Source organism: Rhodococcus sp. 27YEA6 (genome assembly GCF_044908235.1).
Lineage (GTDB): Bacteria > Actinomycetota > Actinomycetes > Mycobacteriales > Mycobacteriaceae > Rhodococcus_F > Rhodococcus_F qingshengii.
On the sequence record NZ_JBIYCY010000010.1, the window covers coordinates 55588 to 72840 of the forward strand.

General features: G+C 62.3%; 14 protein-coding genes and 1 pseudogene. 1 reads left to right on the forward strand and 14 read right to left on the reverse strand.

Features of this window, described 5'->3' with window-relative positions:
• Positions 1–82: 82 nt before the first annotated feature.
• Positions 83–2740, forward strand: coding sequence for a replicative DNA helicase (dnaB, locus tag ABH939_RS22985; protein ID WP_064073505.1), 2658 nt, complete (start codon positions 83–85; stop codon positions 2738–2740).
• A 98-nt stretch (positions 2741–2838) separates the two neighbouring features.
• On the opposite strand, the gene ABH939_RS22990 is transcribed toward dnaB, so the two are convergent.
• The 14 genes and pseudogenes from ABH939_RS22990 to ABH939_RS23055 form a co-directional block, all read right to left on the reverse strand.
• A complete protein-coding gene (locus tag ABH939_RS22990; RefSeq protein WP_039973505.1) occupies positions 2839–3189 on the reverse strand; it encodes a hypothetical protein in 351 nt (116 codons plus the stop codon).
• A 164-nt stretch (positions 3190–3353) separates the two neighbouring features.
• Positions 3354–3815, reverse strand: coding sequence for an Hsp20/alpha crystallin family protein (locus ABH939_RS22995; RefSeq protein ID WP_047272442.1), 462 nt, complete (start codon positions 3813–3815; stop codon positions 3354–3356).
• 1254 nt (positions 3816–5069) lie between these two features.
• Positions 5070–5510 carry a DUF1931 family protein gene (locus ABH939_RS23000; RefSeq protein ID WP_024487875.1) on the reverse strand — a complete coding sequence of 147 codons (441 nt, stop codon included), beginning with the start codon at positions 5508–5510 and terminating at the stop codon, positions 5070–5072.
• A gap of 13 nt (positions 5511–5523) precedes the next feature.
• Positions 5524–7251 carry an FAD-dependent oxidoreductase gene (locus tag ABH939_RS23005; protein WP_404650191.1) on the reverse strand — a complete coding sequence of 576 codons (1728 nt, stop codon included), beginning with the start codon at positions 7249–7251 and terminating at the stop codon, positions 5524–5526.
• A complete protein-coding gene (locus tag ABH939_RS23010; protein ID WP_007735548.1) occupies positions 7229–7495 on the reverse strand; it encodes a UBP-type zinc finger domain-containing protein in 267 nt (88 codons plus the stop codon). Before ABH939_RS23010 ends, ABH939_RS23005 begins: the two co-directional genes overlap by 23 nt.
• The gene (gene trxA / locus ABH939_RS23015; protein WP_007735549.1) at positions 7492–7944 is read right to left on the reverse strand and encodes a thioredoxin; all 453 of its coding nucleotides are present in this window, start codon (positions 7942–7944) and stop codon (positions 7492–7494) included. Before trxA ends, ABH939_RS23010 begins: the two co-directional genes overlap by 4 nt.
• 16 nt (positions 7945–7960) lie before the next feature.
• Positions 7961–10594, reverse strand: coding sequence for an ATP-dependent chaperone ClpB (gene clpB / locus ABH939_RS23020; RefSeq protein ID WP_404650192.1), 2634 nt, complete (start codon positions 10592–10594; stop codon positions 7961–7963).
• Positions 10576–10905, reverse strand: coding sequence for a chaperone modulator CbpM (locus ABH939_RS23025; RefSeq protein ID WP_054781457.1), 330 nt, complete (start codon positions 10903–10905; stop codon positions 10576–10578). The genes clpB and ABH939_RS23025 overlap by 19 nt, the downstream gene beginning before the upstream one ends.
• Positions 10902–11807 (reverse strand): DnaJ C-terminal domain-containing protein, encoded by a 906-nt coding sequence (locus ABH939_RS23030; protein WP_007735552.1) that lies wholly within the window; start codon positions 11805–11807, stop codon positions 10902–10904. Before ABH939_RS23030 ends, ABH939_RS23025 begins: the two co-directional genes overlap by 4 nt.
• A gap of 6 nt (positions 11808–11813) precedes the next feature.
• Positions 11814–12338, reverse strand: a complete 525-nt coding sequence (locus ABH939_RS23035; RefSeq protein WP_007735553.1) for a nucleotide exchange factor GrpE — start codon at positions 12336–12338, stop codon at positions 11814–11816.
• Positions 12339–12346: 8 nt separating this feature from the next.
• Entirely contained in the window at positions 12347–14221 is a 1875-nt protein-coding gene (dnaK, locus tag ABH939_RS23040) for a molecular chaperone DnaK (protein ID WP_064074378.1), read from the reverse strand.
• 1072 nt (positions 14222–15293) lie between these two features.
• On the reverse strand, positions 15294–15707 hold the full coding sequence (locus ABH939_RS23045; protein WP_007735555.1) for a heme-binding protein: 414 nt from the start codon (positions 15705–15707) through the stop codon (positions 15294–15296).
• Positions 15704–15835: pseudogene (locus ABH939_RS23050) on the reverse strand (DJ-1/PfpI family protein); the annotation flags it as partial. The gene ABH939_RS23045 and the pseudogene ABH939_RS23050, both read right to left, overlap by 4 nt.
• Positions 15836–15920: 85 nt before the next feature.
• Positions 15921–17060 carry a glutathione-independent formaldehyde dehydrogenase gene (locus tag ABH939_RS23055; protein WP_024487877.1) on the reverse strand — a complete coding sequence of 380 codons (1140 nt, stop codon included), beginning with the start codon at positions 17058–17060 and terminating at the stop codon, positions 15921–15923.
• Between the last annotated feature and the right edge of the window lie 193 nt (positions 17061–17253).

Sequence of the window (17253 nt, forward strand, 5' to 3'; positions counted from 1 at the left end):
TGTCGGTGGGGGCAGGTACAAATGATGAGGGCGCTGCGGTTTCTGGCAGTGTCGTCGAGTGTTTTACGGGAAGGTCTCGCTTGTGGCTGTTGTAGATGATCGAGGACCTTCCGACTTCTCAGGGCCGGACTACCCGGGCCCTCCCGAGGCCGAGCCCGACCAGGAGTTCGGACGCCAGCCACCTCAGGACATGACTGCCGAGCAGTCGGTGCTCGGCGGCATGCTGCTGAGCAAGGACGCCATCGCTGACGTCCTCGAGGTACTGCGTCCGGGTGACTTCTACCGGCCCGCCCACCAGTCCGTCTACGACGTGATCCTGGACCTCTACAGCCGTGGCGAGCCCGCCGACCCGGTGACGGTCTCCGCCGAGCTCGACCGTCGAGGTGAGCTCCGCCGTATCGGTGGTGCTGCCTACCTGGTGACGCTGACCCAGACAGTGCCCACAGCCGCCAACGCCGCCTTCTATGCCGAGATCGTGGCCGAGAAGTCCGTGCTGCGTCGTCTGGTCGACGCCGGTACTCGCATCGTCCAGTACGGCTACGCCGGCACCGAGGGTCAGGACGTGGCCGAGGTTGTCGACCGCGCGCAGGCCGAGATCTTCGAGGTCACCGAGCGTCGAACCACCGAGGACTTCGTACCCCTCACCGAGCTCCTCCAGCCCACGATGGACGAGATCGACTCCATCGCCAGCCGCGGTGGAATTTCCCTCGGTGTGCCCACCGGATTCAAGGATCTCGACGAGATCACCAACGGCCTTCACGCTGGTCAGATGATTATCGTCGCGGCCCGTCCTGGTGTGGGCAAGGCGCTTGCCCTCGATACTCCCCTCGCGACGCCCAGTGGCTGGACCACGATGGGTGACGTTGCTGTCGGCGATCTGTTGATCGACAACCACGGCAAGCCGACGCGGGTTGTTGCCGCTACCGACGTGATGGTTGACCGTCCTTGCTACGAGGTCGAGTTTTCCGATGGAACAGTGTTGGTGGCCGACGAGCAGCATCAGTGGTTGACGGAGACGCGTGCTTCGCGCCGTTCAGCGCAGAACACCAAGACAGGTTACAACCGCTATAAGAATCAAAAGACATTCGCCGAGGTCCGAACCACGGCGGAGATCGCATCGACGGTGCGATGCGCAACGGCGGATGACCGCGTTAATCACTCTGTCGTGAATGCCAAGCCGCTCGACCTACCAACGCAGGATCTCCTTGTCCCGCCCTACACACTTGGCGCTTGGCTAGGTGACGGTTCTACTGCCTGCGCACAATTCACCACTGCTGATCCTGAGATCATCATGTTGATCGAGGCCGAAGGCCTGGTTGCAGTTCCGTCCAAGTCGGCGCATTTGCGCTACAGCCTTAAATTAGCCCCGGAAGATCCCGTCGCTCCGCGCGATTGCGTTGTGTGCGGAAAGAGCTTCGTGCCGTTCACCAGTCAGGTGCGAACATGCGGTCAATCATGCGGCGGCAAAGCACGTTTCATGTCTGACCCTGTACCTGCGCCAACCTGTTCACACTGTGGTGGACCTTCGATCGGGCTGCGACTGTGCCAGAAGTGCCGCAATGAGTACGGCACGGTTCAAGGACGCCTACGTACGATCGGTGTTCTGGGCAACAAGCACATCCCTGTCCAGTATCTCCGTGGGTCCGAGGCGCAGCGTCGTGCGGTTCTTGCGGGGCTTCTCGACACTGATGGAACTGTGACTGCCGGTGGCTCCGTTCAGTTTTCGGTAACCAACGAGCGCCTCGTCCGCGATGCCCAGGAATTAGTGGTCAGTCTTGGCTATCGCTGCCAAATGAGCACAAAGCGAGTCAACGGTCGCACCGAGGCTTCGTCGACTGCATTCACCTTGACCTTCTCGACTGATGACGAAGTGTTCGGTCTTACGCGGAAAGCGATGCTGCACAAGGAGCGTCGAGCGAGTAAAAGCACTGCGCGCAGCGGATCGCGCTACATTGTCGATGTTCGACCAATTGCGAGTGTTCCGGTTCGCTGCGTCGAGGTCGACAACGCCGACCACATGTACCTGGCCGGTCATTCGATGGTCCCGACGCACAATTCCACGCTCGGAATGGATTTCCTGCGTTCCTGCTCCATCACGCACGGCATGGCCAGCGTCATGTTCTCGTTGGAAATGAGCAAAACCGAGATCGTCATGCGTCTGCTGTCCGCAGAGGCAAAGATCAAGCTCGGCGACATGCGCTCCGGAAAGATGACCGACGACGACTGGACCAAGCTCGCGCGTCGCATGAGTGAGATCAGTGAGGCGCCGCTATTCATCGATGACTCCCCCAACCTCACCATGATGGAAATCCGCGCAAAAGCGCGGCGGCTCAAGCAGAAACACGATATTCGCCTGATCGTCATCGACTACCTCCAGCTGATGAGCTCGGGTAAAAAGGTCGAGTCCCGTCAGCAGGAAGTCTCCGAATTCTCCCGTAGCCTAAAGCTTTTGGCGAAGGAGCTCGAAGTTCCGGTTGTCGCGATCTGTCAGCTCAACCGTGGTCCCGAGCAGCGAACCGACAAGCGTCCGCAGGTCGCCGACCTTCGTGAGTCCGGATCGCTCGAGCAGGACGCCGACATGGTGATTCTGCTGTACCGCCCCGACGCGACCGAGCGAGACGATCCCCGTGGCGGTGAAGCCGACCTGATTCTGGGTAAGCACCGTAACGGCCCGACCGCGACAATCACTGTGGCGCACCAGCTTCACCTGTCCAAGTTTGTGGACATGGCCCGGGGATAGTGGCTGCCGCCATCGCCTGAAGGTGGGACGGATTTCAGATCTTGTGAGATCCTGCTACAAGCACCAATTCGATTCCACTAGTGCAAAATTCGGTTTTTCTACAGGTGGGGTAGTGCTGCAGTGAGGAAGACGGCGCCGAAGGCGATTCCGGCAATGCCGGTGAGGATCCCGACCACGCCGGCGGTGTTGTCGCCCAGATCGCGTCCGGGGGTGTCGGGTCGGCGCGCTGCCAGGGCGGTTCCGATGGCGGCGGCACCGAGGAGGATGCCGAGGCCGAACATCCAGAACGTCAGTATCGAGAGTGCACCGAGCATCAACGCCATGTCGCTGTATTCATCGCTGGTGATCGGACGGTGGTGATCCCACCAATCGGGTGGAGTGTGCGCGCGGGATTCGGTGTTGTCGGTGTTGTCGGATTGTTCGTGCGGGGGGATAGTGGATGCAGTCATGGCAGCTAAAGGGTTCTCGCGCTGATTCTTTCGTGTGGTGGATGTACCGGTGTGCGCCACGGGTGTGCAGTGGGAGATCGAAACGATGGTGGGTGAGGCCCGAGAACCCATCGCGTGTCCTCGGGAGTCACCCCACCATCAAAGCGGTGTTCGGGCCAGGCGGATCAGGCTTCGATCTGCACCTGTGTTGTCGATCCGGCGTTATCGGTTCGGGAGGGTGGTCCGGAGGAGACCTCGATCCGCCGCGGTTTCGCCTTCTCTGCGATCGGCAACGTCACCGTCAACACGCCGTTGTCGTACGAGGCCTCGATCTGTTGGGCGTCGATGTCGTCGCTGATGGACAGCTGCCGTTTGTATGTTCCAGCGAAACGCTCACTCGCCAGCCAGCTCACACCCTCTTCGGAGAGGGCGGTGCGGTGCGCGGTCAACGTCAGGGTCGAGCCGTCGATGTGGACGCCCACTGATCCTGGGTCGACGCCCGGAAGATCGGCGTGCAGGACGTACTGGTCCTCGACCTTGTAGAGGTCCATCGGCATGAACCGTGGACTGCGTCCGTTGCCGGTTCCCGCGGCGAGTACGGACTTGGTGATCGCGTCGATGTCGGTGAAAGGATCGAAACGAAGCACAGCAACACACCTCCCATGTCGTGAAAAGAAAGGTCACCGCCACTGTGGCGGTTGACCGAACTTACTGTGCGAGAACATGATAACCACACGAATTAGCACTCTGCAACCGAGAGTGCCAGAAGCTTTGGGGAAGTGTTCCGGTCCCTGAAGATCGCTGCTTTGCCTGGTCCCGACAAAAGCGGTGGCCGCCTTCGGCCTCGATTCGAAGCGGGCGGCGCGGTACGGCACTTCGTCAGTAGCGGCGGTGCGGCAACGGATCCGCCGGAGCCCCGACTCTGCGTGTGCGAGTCGGGGCGTATGACCGACGTCGGCATTGAGCACACAACACCGATGACCCACTATCCGTGCGAAGTCGACGTTCATGTCGTCCGCACATCTTCAACCATAAACAGTGCGATCGGTATAAATCATGTTCAGTCGCCTTCGATGCCAAGAAGTGACATGGCCGTTTGCATGGCAAGGTGAACATCTTGGTCGTCACGCTAGCGGCGCAGTAGCCGCGGTGCCTGGAAAGGTGGCCCGTTCCTGGTATTTGGTTTGCAGACGTCTGTTCCGAATGCTTTTGCAAAATAGGTCTTTTCCCGATGTTTGCGGGTGGATCGGGCATCGAACATCGCGGGTGCTCGTTCGTCGGAGTCGCTGCGAACGATGTCCGTGTTCGTGCACACACCGAACCGGCTGTAAGGGAGAACACTTCGGCCACCGTCAAAGCTTGCTCATCACAATGGAACTGGGACTTTCGACCCTGTCGTCTACAAGCAGTGCGCAATAACCTTCGTCGGGTCGGGGGCACCCGTTCCGTTCGAGGGGGCAAACAATCGGGCGGGTGTTCGTCAAGGCAAGGCCATATCACCCTCGCTGGTCTCCTTGCCGGGCCTTGAGCTGTGCGCGCCCAGAAGTGCTCAGGGCCCGCCCGATGCGGGGATCGAGAAAGTGAAGACGAAAGGTTCTCAGATGAGCCGAAGGAGTGATCGCCGATCGACAAGTTCTGCTCGCCGCCTGGCCACGCGGATTACCGGTGTCAGAGGTTCGGCGTGTAAGCCGAACTCGCTCACGGCAGAAGATCTGAGGGCTGTAATCGATTCCCTCACTGGAGTTCTCGCTGCTCGAGAATCGAGCGCGGAAACCGCACCTCTCGCCGGAAATCCTCCGTCGTCGACGCCAACTGACAGGCAGTTCTGAATCGCACCGGTATTTTCGCAGCCGGACAGCATATTCGAACTCAGACGCGCTGTCAGCCGGGACGGGTGGTAATCACAGAAGTAGGTGGAAGATGTCGAAGGCGACTGTCCATTGGGCTGTGCCGGGGTTCTTGCGGTCCGGTTCGACCGTGGCGAAAGTTTGCGCCAGCGCTACGCTCAACCCTCCTGCGATCAGCGGCAGTCGTTGCTCTGTCTCCTCTGAGAGGGCCACGTCCAAGGGCGGGCGGGCCGTGAGCTGATCGAGCAGCGGTTGAAGTTCGATCTCCTCGTCGAGTTTTTCGAACCGGTGGATGCTCTCCTGTAATCCCTTGGTGATCGGCAGGTCCCACGGTTCGATCACGTCGCGCAAGTTTGCTTTCGCGGAGGCTTTCCCGATCAGGATCACGTCGTAGATCTTGTCGTCGATGAAATCGGTATAGCGCTTGAGATCGTTCCGGTCGACCTGCAGTCCGGCCGCTGCCCTGAAGAACCGCTGGAATTTCACGGTGCCCATTACTGGCATGTCGTCAGCTCCTTTCGAAGTATTCATGGATTTGGCGTACGGCCATCGCTCCTTCACCGACGGCGGATGCGACTCGTTTCACCGAACCGCGGCGGATGTCGCCCGCCGCGAACAGGCCGGGCAGGCTGGTTTCGAGCGTCCTGGACAGGCCGCCGTTGATTGGCAGGCTGCCGTCCGCTCGTGCGTGGATCGCGTCCACACCGGTGAGGACGAAGCCGTGGTCGTCGAGTGCGATCGCGTCGGCAAGCCACCCGGTGTGCGGTACCGCCCCGATGAAGACGAACAGGGCGCGCACCCGAATCGTGTCCTGGTCGCCGGTGCGATTGTCCTCGACTGCAATTGCTTCGAGGTATTTCTCGCCGTGGACCGCACGAATCTCGGTGTGCCGGTGCACGGTGACCCGCGGATGGTGTTCGATCTGGTCGACCAGGTATCGGGACATGCTCTTCCCGAGGTCATCGCCGCGGATGAGCAGGTGCACCTGTGAGACGTGCTCGGCGAGGAAGACGGCGGCCTGGCCGGCGGAGTTGCCGCCACCGACGATGGCTATCGGGTCGGTGCCGCATATCCGTGCTTCCTGATGCGTTGCGGCGTAGTACACGCTTGTTCCTTCCAGCGCCTCGATCCCCTGAACGGCCAACTTGCGGTACCGCGCCCCGGCGGCGAGCACAACGGCCCGGGCGTGCACCGACCCGCCGTCCGCCAGTCGGAGCACATGGTTCCCGGCCTCGGATCCCAAACCGGTCACTTCTGCCGACACCAGGATGCGGGCGCCGAACTTCCCGGCCTGGAGCACGGCTCGCTCGGCCAATTCGGAGCCGGAGACCCCGGCGGGGAATCCCAGATAATTCTCGATCCGGGATGAGGTACTGGCTTGGCCGCCCGCAGCGATCCGCTCCAACGTCACCGTGTTCAACCCGTCCGAGGCGCCGTACACCGATGCGGCCAGGCCGGCCGGTCCGGCACCCACGACGACGAGGTTGTAGACGTCCTTGGCTGCGTCCGCGACGGGTGCCGGGACAGGAAGCCCGACGACGCGTGCGAGTTCCGCATTCGTCGGATTGCGCAGCACCTTCTCGCCGTGCCAGATCACGACGGGTGTGTCCTCGGGGGCGACGTTCAGGCTGCGTAGCAGCTGCTCCGCCCGTTCGTCCTGCTCCAAGTCGAACCACCTGTGGGGCAAACGATTTCGCATGGCAAACTCGCGAAGCCGCAATGTATCGGGGGAGAAACAGGAGCCGATGATCCGGAATCCGGAGCCGAGCCCGATCAGCAAGTGCCGACGCACAAGGTAGGCGCGCAGGATCAAATCGCTGAGCACGGGATCGTGGGCAATCAGCTCGCGTACCTGCTCGGCCGGGACGACGAGTATCTCGCCGTCCTCGATCGCTTCGGCGGTGAAGAACGCCACCTGACCTTCCAGGAGTCCGAGCTCGCCCAGGAAACGCCCAGGACCGTGCACGCGCAGTATCCGGCGCTCGCCGTCCGCGTCGCCTTCGTCGACGACTACGATCTTTCCGGAAAGGACGACGACGAAATCGTTGTCAGGCGCGCCTTCTCGGATCAGCACCTCGCCGGCGTGAACCGGTCGACGCGAGCCACCGACCTCGAGCTTCGCGACCTGGTCGTCCGTCAGCCGCGGGAAGGCGCCCTCCTCGTCCGGGGTCTCGTCGTCGACCGGCGGGCTGTACCCGATGGGTGAGGCGCCCTCAGACGAAGTTCTGGTCGACATAACACCACCGCCAATCCTCGCCGGGCTCCATCGACTGGACGATCGGATGCCCGATGGCGTGAGCGTGAGCACTCGCGTGCCTGCCCGGCGAAGAGTCGCAGCAACCGACGTGTCCGCACGTCAGGCACAGCCTCAGATGCACCCACGGGGTGCCGAGGCGAAGACATTCCTCGCAGCCCTGCGGGGTACGGGGCACCACGGCCCGGATCGCGGTTACATGTGGGTCCGCATGGACAGGACTCATGACTTCGCCTCCTCGCCGGCATTTTCCGAGAGCGCCTGATCGAGCCACGTGCGCAGCTGGGGGACCGGAGCTGCGCCCGACTGGCGAGCGAGAACCTCACCCCGGTCCATCACCAGCAGAGTCGGCACGGCGCGGACGGTGAATCGTTCAGCCGTCCGGGGTGCAGCATCGACGTCGACCTTGACCAGCTTGATCTGGCCGGCGTGTTCTCTGGCGAGCTGCTCGAGCGCGGGGCTGACCATGCGACACGGGCCGCACCACGTCGCCCATAGATCCACGAGCACAGGCACCGAGGATTTTTCGACGATCTCCGCGAAGTCACCGTCTCCCGCCGCGGCGATCCAGGGCAGCGGCTCGTGGCAGTTGCCGCAGCGAGGTTTTCCTTCCCCTGCTGCCGGGATGTTGTTGGTCTTGCCGCAGTTCGGGCACTTCACCTTTTCGGATCCCATGACCAGTTACCTCTTCTCAGGCCGCCGCGAAGGCGGGTTCGGCATACGCGACGGCAAGCTCGCCGCCGTCCACCGTGACGCTGATGGTGCCGTCCGGTTTGATCTCGCCGCGCAACAGTGCACGGCCGATCTTGGTTTCGACCTCGTGTGCGATGTATCGGCGCAGCGGCCGCGCACCGTAGACAGGGTCGAACCCGTGTTCGGCGATCAGTCGGCGTGCCTCCGGCGTGATTTCCAGGTGTATCTGTCTCTCCGACAACCTATTTCGAAGGTCAGTGAGTTGCAGTTCCACTATGTACTCGATCTGGGGCAGGGTGAGTGGGGAGAACAGCACGATGTCGTCGACCCGGTTGAGGAATTCGGGGCGGAAATGCCCGCGCAGTTCTGCCATCACCCGTTCCCTGGCGTCCGGCTTGATTTCGCCGTCGGCTGTGACCCCGTCGAGGAGATGCTGGGATCCGATGTTGGAGGTCATGATGATCACCGTGTTCCGGAAATCGACTTGCCTCCCTTGAGAATCGGTGATCCGGCCGTCGTCGAGCACCTGCAGCAGGGTATTGAAGACGTCGGCGTGGGCCTTCTCGATCTCGTCGAAGAGCACCACGGAGTACGGCTTACGCCGCACCGCTTCGGTGAGCTGGCCACCTTCGTCGTACCCGACGTATCCGGGAGGTGCACCGATGAGCCGACTCACCGTGTGCCGTTCCTGGTACTCGCTCATATCGAGGCGCACCATGTTGTCTTCACTGTCGAATAGGGCGCTGGCCAATGTCTTTGCAAGCTCGGTCTTTCCGACGCCCGTCGGGCCCAGGAAAATGAACGAACCGATCGGTCGACGAGGATCACGGATACCGGACCTCGCCCGGATCACAGCGTCCGCGACCAGTTGCACCGCCTCGTCCTGACCGACGACCCGCTCGTGCAGGATCTCGTCGAGCTTCAACAACTTCTCCCGCTCACCTTCTTGCAGCCGGGCGACCGGGATACCCGTCCATGCGGCCACGATCTCTGCGATCTCGTCTTCGGTGACCACTTCACGCAGCAACGGATTTCGGCCTTGTCTGGTGGCCAGTTGCTCCTCCGCCGCCTCGAGCCGGCGTTCGAGCTCGGTGATCTCGCCGTATCGCAACTCGGCTGCCCGATTGAGGTCGTAGTTGCGTTCGGCGGCCTCGGCCTCGATGCGCAACCGTTCCAAATCTCCTCGCAGTTCTTGCACCCGCCGGATCGCCTGCCGCTCCGCCTCCCATTGAGCGTGCCGGGCGTCTGCCTCGGCCCGCAGGTCGGCCAGCTCCTTGCGCAATTCTTCGAGGCGCGCTTTGCTGGCCGCGTCCGTTTCCTTGGACAGTGCGGCCTCTTCGATCTCCAGACGGGTCACCTTCCGGGTGAGCTCGTCGAGTTCGGCAGGCATCGAATCGATTTCGGTGCGGAGCCGAGCGCATGCCTCGTCTACGAGATCGATCGCCTTGTCCGGAAGGAAGCGGTCGGTGATGTACCGGTGCGAGAGGGTCACGGCGGCCACCAATGCACCGTCTTGAATTTTCACGCCATGGAACACCTCGAGGCGTTCTCGAAGTCCGCGCAGAATCGAGATCGCATCCTCGGCACTGGGCTCGTCGACGAGAACGGTCTGGAATCGACGCTCCAGTGCCGCATCGGATTCGATGTGCTTGCGATACTCGTCGAGAGTGGTGGCACCGATCATGTGCAGTTCGCCGCGTGCGAGCATCGGTTTGAGCATGTTGCCGGCATCGAGAGACCCCTCGCCGCCGACCGAGCCCGCTCCGACCACGGTATGCAACTCGTCGACGAACAACAGGATGCGCCCCTCGGCAGCCTTCACCTCGGACAGCACGGCCTGCAGTCGCTCCTCGAACTCGCCGCGGTACTTCGCACCGGCCACCAGAGAACCCATGTCGAGCGAGAAGATCGTCTTGTCGCGTAGGCCCTCGGGCACGTCGCCGCGGACGATCCGCTGGGCGAGACCCTCGACAATCGCAGTCTTACCTACACCGGGGTCGCCGATCAGCACCGGGTTGTTCTTCGTTTTCCGGCTCAAGATCTGAGTTACCCTGCGTATCTCGGCATCCCGGCCGATGACCGGATCGAGTTTGCCTGCCCGCCCCTCGGAGACGAGGTCGCGCCCGTACTTCTCCAATGCCTCGTACGCCCCCTCCGGGGTTGCCGACGTGACACGCTGATTGCCGCGCACCTTCGTCAGCGCTGTGAGGAAGGCGTCCCGTGTGACCCCGTGACTGGCGAGGACCCGCCCGGCCGCGCTGGCCGATCCTTCCTCGGAGAGGGCCATCACAAGATGCTCCACCGACACGTAGGAATCCTTGAGTCTCTTCGCCTCCCGCTCTGCGGCATCGAGCAGCTTGGCTAGACGCTGGGTGATCATCACCTGACCGGGGGTCGCGCCGGGGCCGCTGACCTTCGGCCTACGCGACAGTTCACGATCCAGATCGGATCGAAGTGCTTCGACATTCGCGCCGGCCTGTTCGAGCAGTCGGGGCACCAACCCATCCTGCTGATCGACCAATGCGAGCAGCAGGTGCTCTCCGTCGACTTCGGTGTGGCCCATTCTGGTCGCAACATTCTGGGCTTCCTGCAAGGCTTCTCGTGACTTTTCGGTCAAGCTGCCGGTGTCCATGAGGATGTCCTCCTTCTGCGGGCCGCTGTTTCGAGTCTTTCGATTCGATCCAGCAGATCGAGCACGAGCCCGATTGCCGAGTAGTTGAGACCCAGACCCGTCCGCAGTCGTTGGATGCGTGCGGCGTGGGTCACTTCGGATGGGTCGAACGACATCTCTCCGCCGGCGTAGCGGTGGGCGTCGAGCAGTCCGAGAGTCACGAGTTTTCGTGCCAGATCCGGGTGCAGGCCAGTACGTTCGGCGAAGGCGTCCGGCGACAATCCGGTACGGCGAACCAATACGTACTGAGTGATCGGCGTTGAGGTGCTCATGTCTCTTTCCTCGGATTGAAGTTCGATTCGGCGCCCAACTGCTCGAACAGTTCGCGTTCACGTGCTGTCGGTTTCGACGGAACCATCACCTTGATTTCGGCGTAGAGGTTGCCGTTGGCACCGCGCGGATTCGGCATTCCCTCTCCGCGCAAGCGCAGCTTCCTACCAGTCGAAGAGCCTGGCACCACTTTGACTTTCGCCTCTCCGCCCGGTGTGGGAACGACGACTGTCGACCCGAGAACCGCCTCCCATGGCGATACGGGCAGATCGACGTAGATGTCCCGACCCTGCACGCGGAACCGTGAATGCGGTTTGATCCGCACCACGAGGTACAGATCCCCAGGCGGCGCGTCACCGTTGCCTCGGCCTCCTTGCCCGGCCAACCGGATTCGCTGGCCGTCCAGGACGCCGGCTGGAATGTCGACGTCATACTGCCGTCCGTCCAGTCTGAGAGTGCGTTTTCCGCCCTGATAGGCCTCTTCCAGAGCCAGTTCCAGTTCGGCCTCCTGATCGGCGCCGGGAATCGGTCCGAACCCACCGCCTCCGCCGAACATCTGCCCGAAGAGGTCTTCGAAGTCGACGGCACCCTCACCACCGACACCGTGGCCGAAGTGCACCCGTCTCCCGCCACCGCCGTACCCGGCGGCGTTTGCCCGCACCCGTTCGTCGTAATCCTCGGGTACATGCCGGAAGTCGTCACCGAATCGGTCATAGCGTTTCCGGGTGTCCGGGTCGGACAACACCTGATAGGCCTCGTTGACCTCCTTGAACCTGTCCTCCGCAGTGGGATCCTTGTTCACATCGGGGTGGTACTTGCGGGCCAGCTTGCGGTACGCCTGCTGAATTTCGTCGGTGCCGGCGCCCTTCGGTACGCCGAGTACTTCGTAGTAGTCACGGGCCATCGGTGCTCACCCCTCTGGGCGGCTGACGACCACCGCGGCGGGCCGCAACTGTCGCCCGTCCTCTCCATAACCCGGGCGCAAGACCTCGACCACGGTCCCGGATGGAAGGTCGGGTCGGGTTACCACACTGACCACTTCGTGGAGTTCCGGGGAGAACGGCACACCGGCCTCGTCGTGGCGCTCGAAGCCGAGTCGTGAGAGCACCTGTACCGCCTGGTCCCGGATCGCCTTCACACCTTCGACGACGGCCTGCGGATCGCTGCCTGCGTGTGCAAGCGCAAGCTCCAAGTTGTCCAGTATCGGCAGCCACGCCGCCGAAACCTTCGCTACTTCCGCGGCGCGTTCACGGTCCAGATCTTTGGCGTATCGCTTGCGCAGGTTGTCCAGATCTGCGACGGCCCTGCGCCAACGGTCCTCGAGTTGAGACAGCTCGTCTGCCGTCTCGGCGCGATCGGACTCGGTCTTGCTTTGATCCGTGTCGGCGCTGTTGGTAGTCGGCTCAGTCGTCGAATGATCTGCAGACATTTCCATCGTGCGCCTCAGCTTCGATCGAATTCGGCGTCGATCACGTCGCCGTCATCCGACGACGCAGCATCAGCGCCGCCTGCTTGGCCGTCGTCCGACTGGTCCGGCACAAGTCCGTAGAGCAGCTGTTGCAGCTCCGAGGTGAGTGGCTGAACCTCTTCGGGTGAAGCGCCGTCCTGCACGGCCTTTCGGGCGTCGGCAACCAGCATCTCGGCCCGCGCCTTCTCATGCGGCGGGGCACTGTCACCGAGTTCGGCGAGTCGCCGCTCCACTTGATACGCAACCGAATCGAGCCCGTTGCGCGCGTCGACCGCCTTGCGCAGCGCCTCGTCCTCACCCCGGTTCCGTTCGGCCTCCGCCAACATGCGCTCGACCTCACCCTGATCAAGGTTGCCCTGTTCACTGATCGTGATGCTCTGTTCCTTGCCGGTATCCTTGTCGCGAGCGGTGACGTTCAGGATGCCGTTGGCGTCGATGTCGAAAATGACTTCCACCTGGGCCTCGCCACGTGGCGCGGGGCGGATGTCTTCCAGCCGGAACCGGCCCAGCACCCGGTTGTCGGCCGCACGTTCGCGTTCGCCCTGCAACACCACGACGTCTACGGCGGACTGATTGTCTTCCGCCGTGGAGAACACTTCGCTGCGCCGTGCCGGGATCGTCGTGTTCCGCTCGATGATCTTCGTCATCACCCCGCCCTGCGTCTCGACGCCGAGGGACAGTGGGGTGACATCGAGTAACAACACATCGGAAACCTCGCCTTTGAGCACGCCTGCCTGGACTGCGGCTCCGAGGGCAACGACCTCGTCCGGGTTGACGCCCATGTGGGGGTCCTTGCCGCCGGTCAGCCGGCGAACCAGCGCCTGTACAGCCGGGATACGTGTCGAACCGCCGACCAGTATCACTTCGTCGATGTCGTTGGCGGCGACCTTGGCGTCACTCATGGCCTGCTTCACCGGGCCGAGGCACCGTTCCACCAGATCGGCAGTCAAATCATCGAACTTCGATCGCATGATCGTAGTGGTGAGATGTTTGGGACCATTCGCGTCAGCGGTGACGAAAGGCAGGTTTACCTGGGCCTGGGTCACCGAGGACAGCTCAACCTTTGCCTTCTCCGCGGCTTCGAACAGTCGTTGCAACGCCTGCGCATCCTTACGCAGATCGATGTTCTCCGCGCGCTGGAATTCGTCGGCGAGGTAGTCCACCACGCGTCGATCGAAGTCGTCGCCGCCCAAGTGGGAGTCGCCGGCCGTGGAACGAACCTCGACTACCCCCTCTCCGACGTCCAGCAGGCTCACATCGAAGGTTCCGCCGCCGAGGTCGAAGACCAGTACGGTTTCGTGGGTCTGTTTGTCCATGCCGTACGCGAGTGCCGCAGCGGTCGGTTCGTTGATAATCCGCAAAACCTCGAGGCCTGCGATACGGCCGGCGTCCTTGGTGGCGTTTCGTTGCGCGTCGTTGAAGTAGGCAGGAACAGTGATGACCGCTTCCTTCACCTTCTCACCGAGGAACTTGCTCGCGTCGTCGACGAGCTTGCGCAGCACGAGAGCGCTGATCTCCTCTGGTGCGTATTTCTTGCCGCGCACGTCGAAGCGGGCCTCACCGTTGTCACCCGCTACGACGTCGAAGCTGACCGCTTTGGCTTCCTCGGAGATCTCGTCGTAGTGGCGTCCGATGAAGCGTTTCGCCGAGTAGATCGTGCCCTTCGGATTCAAGATCGCCTGCCGTCGGGCAAGCTGGCCCACCAGACGCTCACCGTTCTCGGTGAACGCCACCACCGAAGGCGTCGTCCGTGCTCCCTCCACATTGGAGATCACCACCGGCTCGCCGCCTTGCCAGCTTGCGATGACCGAGTTGGTTGTGCCCAAGTCGATGCCTACAGCAGTTGTCATGACTCAATTCCTTTCGATCGGCCCGGCCGTTGAGCAAGTGCGATTCCGCCCGCAACTTCGCTCGATGTCGGCAAGGACTTCGTAGTTCCCTGGTTTTGGCGAGTGGATTGGGTGAAGTCACGGAGACCGAGCAGGGCGCCGATAACGGCGCCCGACACCAATCCGTGAATGGCGGGCGTGAGGCTCGAGAGCGGCCGAGGGTAAGGGTTTCCGCCACTGTGCTTTGACATCACGCCCCTCAGCGTTGATGTTGTGGGGTTCGCCGGGCCTGTGTGTACTGACAGGGCCCGACCGCCGGTCAACCGGTTGAGCTCACGAACCACCCAGCCATGATGAGTCTTTTCGTCCACCTAAAGGGCGTCAACAACATTCGCCTGATGGGCGGGGCGCAACGGGGCAGTGGCGACCACACCTGCCCTTGATCGAAGATGCCCGCCGGAACCCGATCGAAGCGGCCATCGCATGAAACTCCGAGTATCGGCTTCGACACGAAAACTCGAGTGTCGGCCGCTACTGCGGTACGTCCACACTACCGCAGCGCATGCAAAAGGAGAACTCCCTTTGCGAAAGATCGTCACAGTCAGTGAACAGCAGCTCCGTTGAACCCGGACGAGATTCATTGTAGTTCTATCGAATCTCCTTGTGACAGAAAGGTAATGAGCCACTACTGGTCGGTTCCAATTGGTTGCGAGTAGGTGGCGCACACCCGCGTGCTGCACGGTTCAACGTCCCGTTCTGTGGCTGGTCAACAGAACGCTCAGGCGGGAGCTATTGCAATTCAACATGTTTCGGTCACCGTCACTACGGGACTTACGTGGTTCTCGTCTATTCCTGTGCTACATCCTTTGGCAGGATTTCGATCGAGGGGTCGGTTTGCTCTCGCCCCCGTGGTGGCGCAGGTGTGCCAGGTCTGGCCGTGGTTGTGTTCGTCTCGGCTCGGAGCCGCCTCAGGGATGCAGTACGACTTTGGTCCAACCGTCGTCGTGAGCGTCGAAATGCTGGTAGCCGGATTCGGTTTCGCCGAGCGGGCTTGGCCGGCGTCAATTCACCTGACGCGCGGATGAAACAGAGCTCACAGCGCCGCCACGGCCGCCTCGGCGACGGTCTTGTCCTGCTCCCCGGTGCCGCCGCTGACGCCGACAGCGCCCACGACCTGGCCGTTGTGCCGCAGAGGCACACCGCCTGTGAAGATCATGATGTGTCCGCCGTTGGAGGCGTGTATCCCGTAGAACTGCTCGCCCGGGCCCGCGTTGGCCGCGAGGTCCTCGGTCGAGACGTCTAATGCCCGCGCGGTGAACGCCTTGTTGATCGAGATGTCGATGCTGGCGATCCAGGCACCGTCCATTCGCACGTGAGCCACGAGGTTGCCGCCGGCATCGACCACCGCAATGTTCGACGGCGACTCGATCTCGGTGGCTTTGGCCTGTCCTGCGGCGATGACCCGCTGCGCATCGTCGAGGGACACCGAGGTCTGGTTCACGGTCATGACGCACCTGCCCCGAGCTTCGCGAACTGCTCGACGATGGCCTGACGGAACGCAGGAAGGTCGTCGGGCGAGCGGCTCGAGATCAGGTTCCCGTCGATCGCGACCTGTTCGTCTACGACTTCTACTCCTCCGGCCCCGTCGGCAGTCGATATCGCTATCTGCTTGCCCTGCAGTGGCATTGGCATCGTTGTGCTCCTCTCGGTTCTGGCCGTCTCAGGGATGCAGGACGACTTTGGTCCAGCCGTCGTCGCGAGCGTCGAAGTGCTGGTAGCCGGATTCGGCTTCGGCGAGCGGGAGTTCGTGGGAGATGATCCAGGAGGGCTTTGCCCGGTCTTCGTGGATGAGGTCGCGCAGTTGCCGGTTGTAGTGTTTGACGTTCGCTTGTCCGGTGCCGATCTTCTGGCCCTTGAACCAGAATTTGCCCATGTCGAAGGCGATCTTGCCGTTGCGCTCGAGTTCGTCGGGGCCGTTCTGGTCCTGGGGAAGGAAGATGCCGACCACCCCGATGTGGCCGGTGAAGCGCACCGAATCCACGAGCCGGTTCATCGTCATGGCGGCGTCCTCGTGGCCTTGCGGGTCGTGTGCCTGATAGCCGACGCACTCGCACCCCTTGTCTGCGCCTTTCCCGTTGGTTTGCTCGAGGACCTGCTCGACGGGGTCGCCCTTCGAGTCGTCGATGGGGACGACGCCGATCTCTTCGGCCAGGCGTAGCCGGTCGGGGTGGCGGTCGACGATCATCACCTTGCTCGCTCCCTGGATCATCGCCGAATACGCGGCCATCAAACCGACTGGGCCAGCGCCGTAGACCACCATCGAATCGCCGGGTTGCATGTCGGCCAGGCGGGTGCAATGCCATCCGGTGGGAAAGATGTCCGACAGCATCACGTAGTCGGTTTCCTTGTCCTGGGCATCCTCGGGCAGTCGCAGACAGTTGAAGTCGCCGAACGGCACTCGCAGATATTCCGCCTGTCCGCCCCAGAACGGGCCCATCCCCGCGAAACCGAATGCAGCGCCGGCCATCTTCGGATCGGGGTGCACCGTCAGGCAGAATGCGGTCAACCCTTCCTCGCAGTTTCGGCAGAAGCCGCAGCCGATGTTGAACGGCAAGCACACTCGATCCCCTGGCGATACTTTGACCACTGCATTGCCGACTTCGGCGACGATGCCCAAGTTTTCATGACCGAGGACCATTCCGGGCTCCAGATCGGTGCGGCCTTCGTACATGTGTAGATCCGACCCGCAGATGTTGGTGCTCGTGATCTTCACCAGCACATCTGTCGGATTCTCGATCCGCGCATCGGGCACGTCCTTGACGTGGACCTCTCGAGGCCCGTCGTATACAAGCGCTTTCATCGCGGCACTCCCTTGTCTTGTAGCTGCGGCTTTCCGGTTGATCTCGTCGGCCGCAGGCGTCCACGCGTGAGCGACCGACCGAATGAATCGTGCTGTTCGGGGAAGGTCCACGGCGCGCAGAAGTGAAGATCGCACCAAAATGTCGGCGCACCAACATTTTTCCTGCCATCGACGCAACTGCGGCTGCATCCAG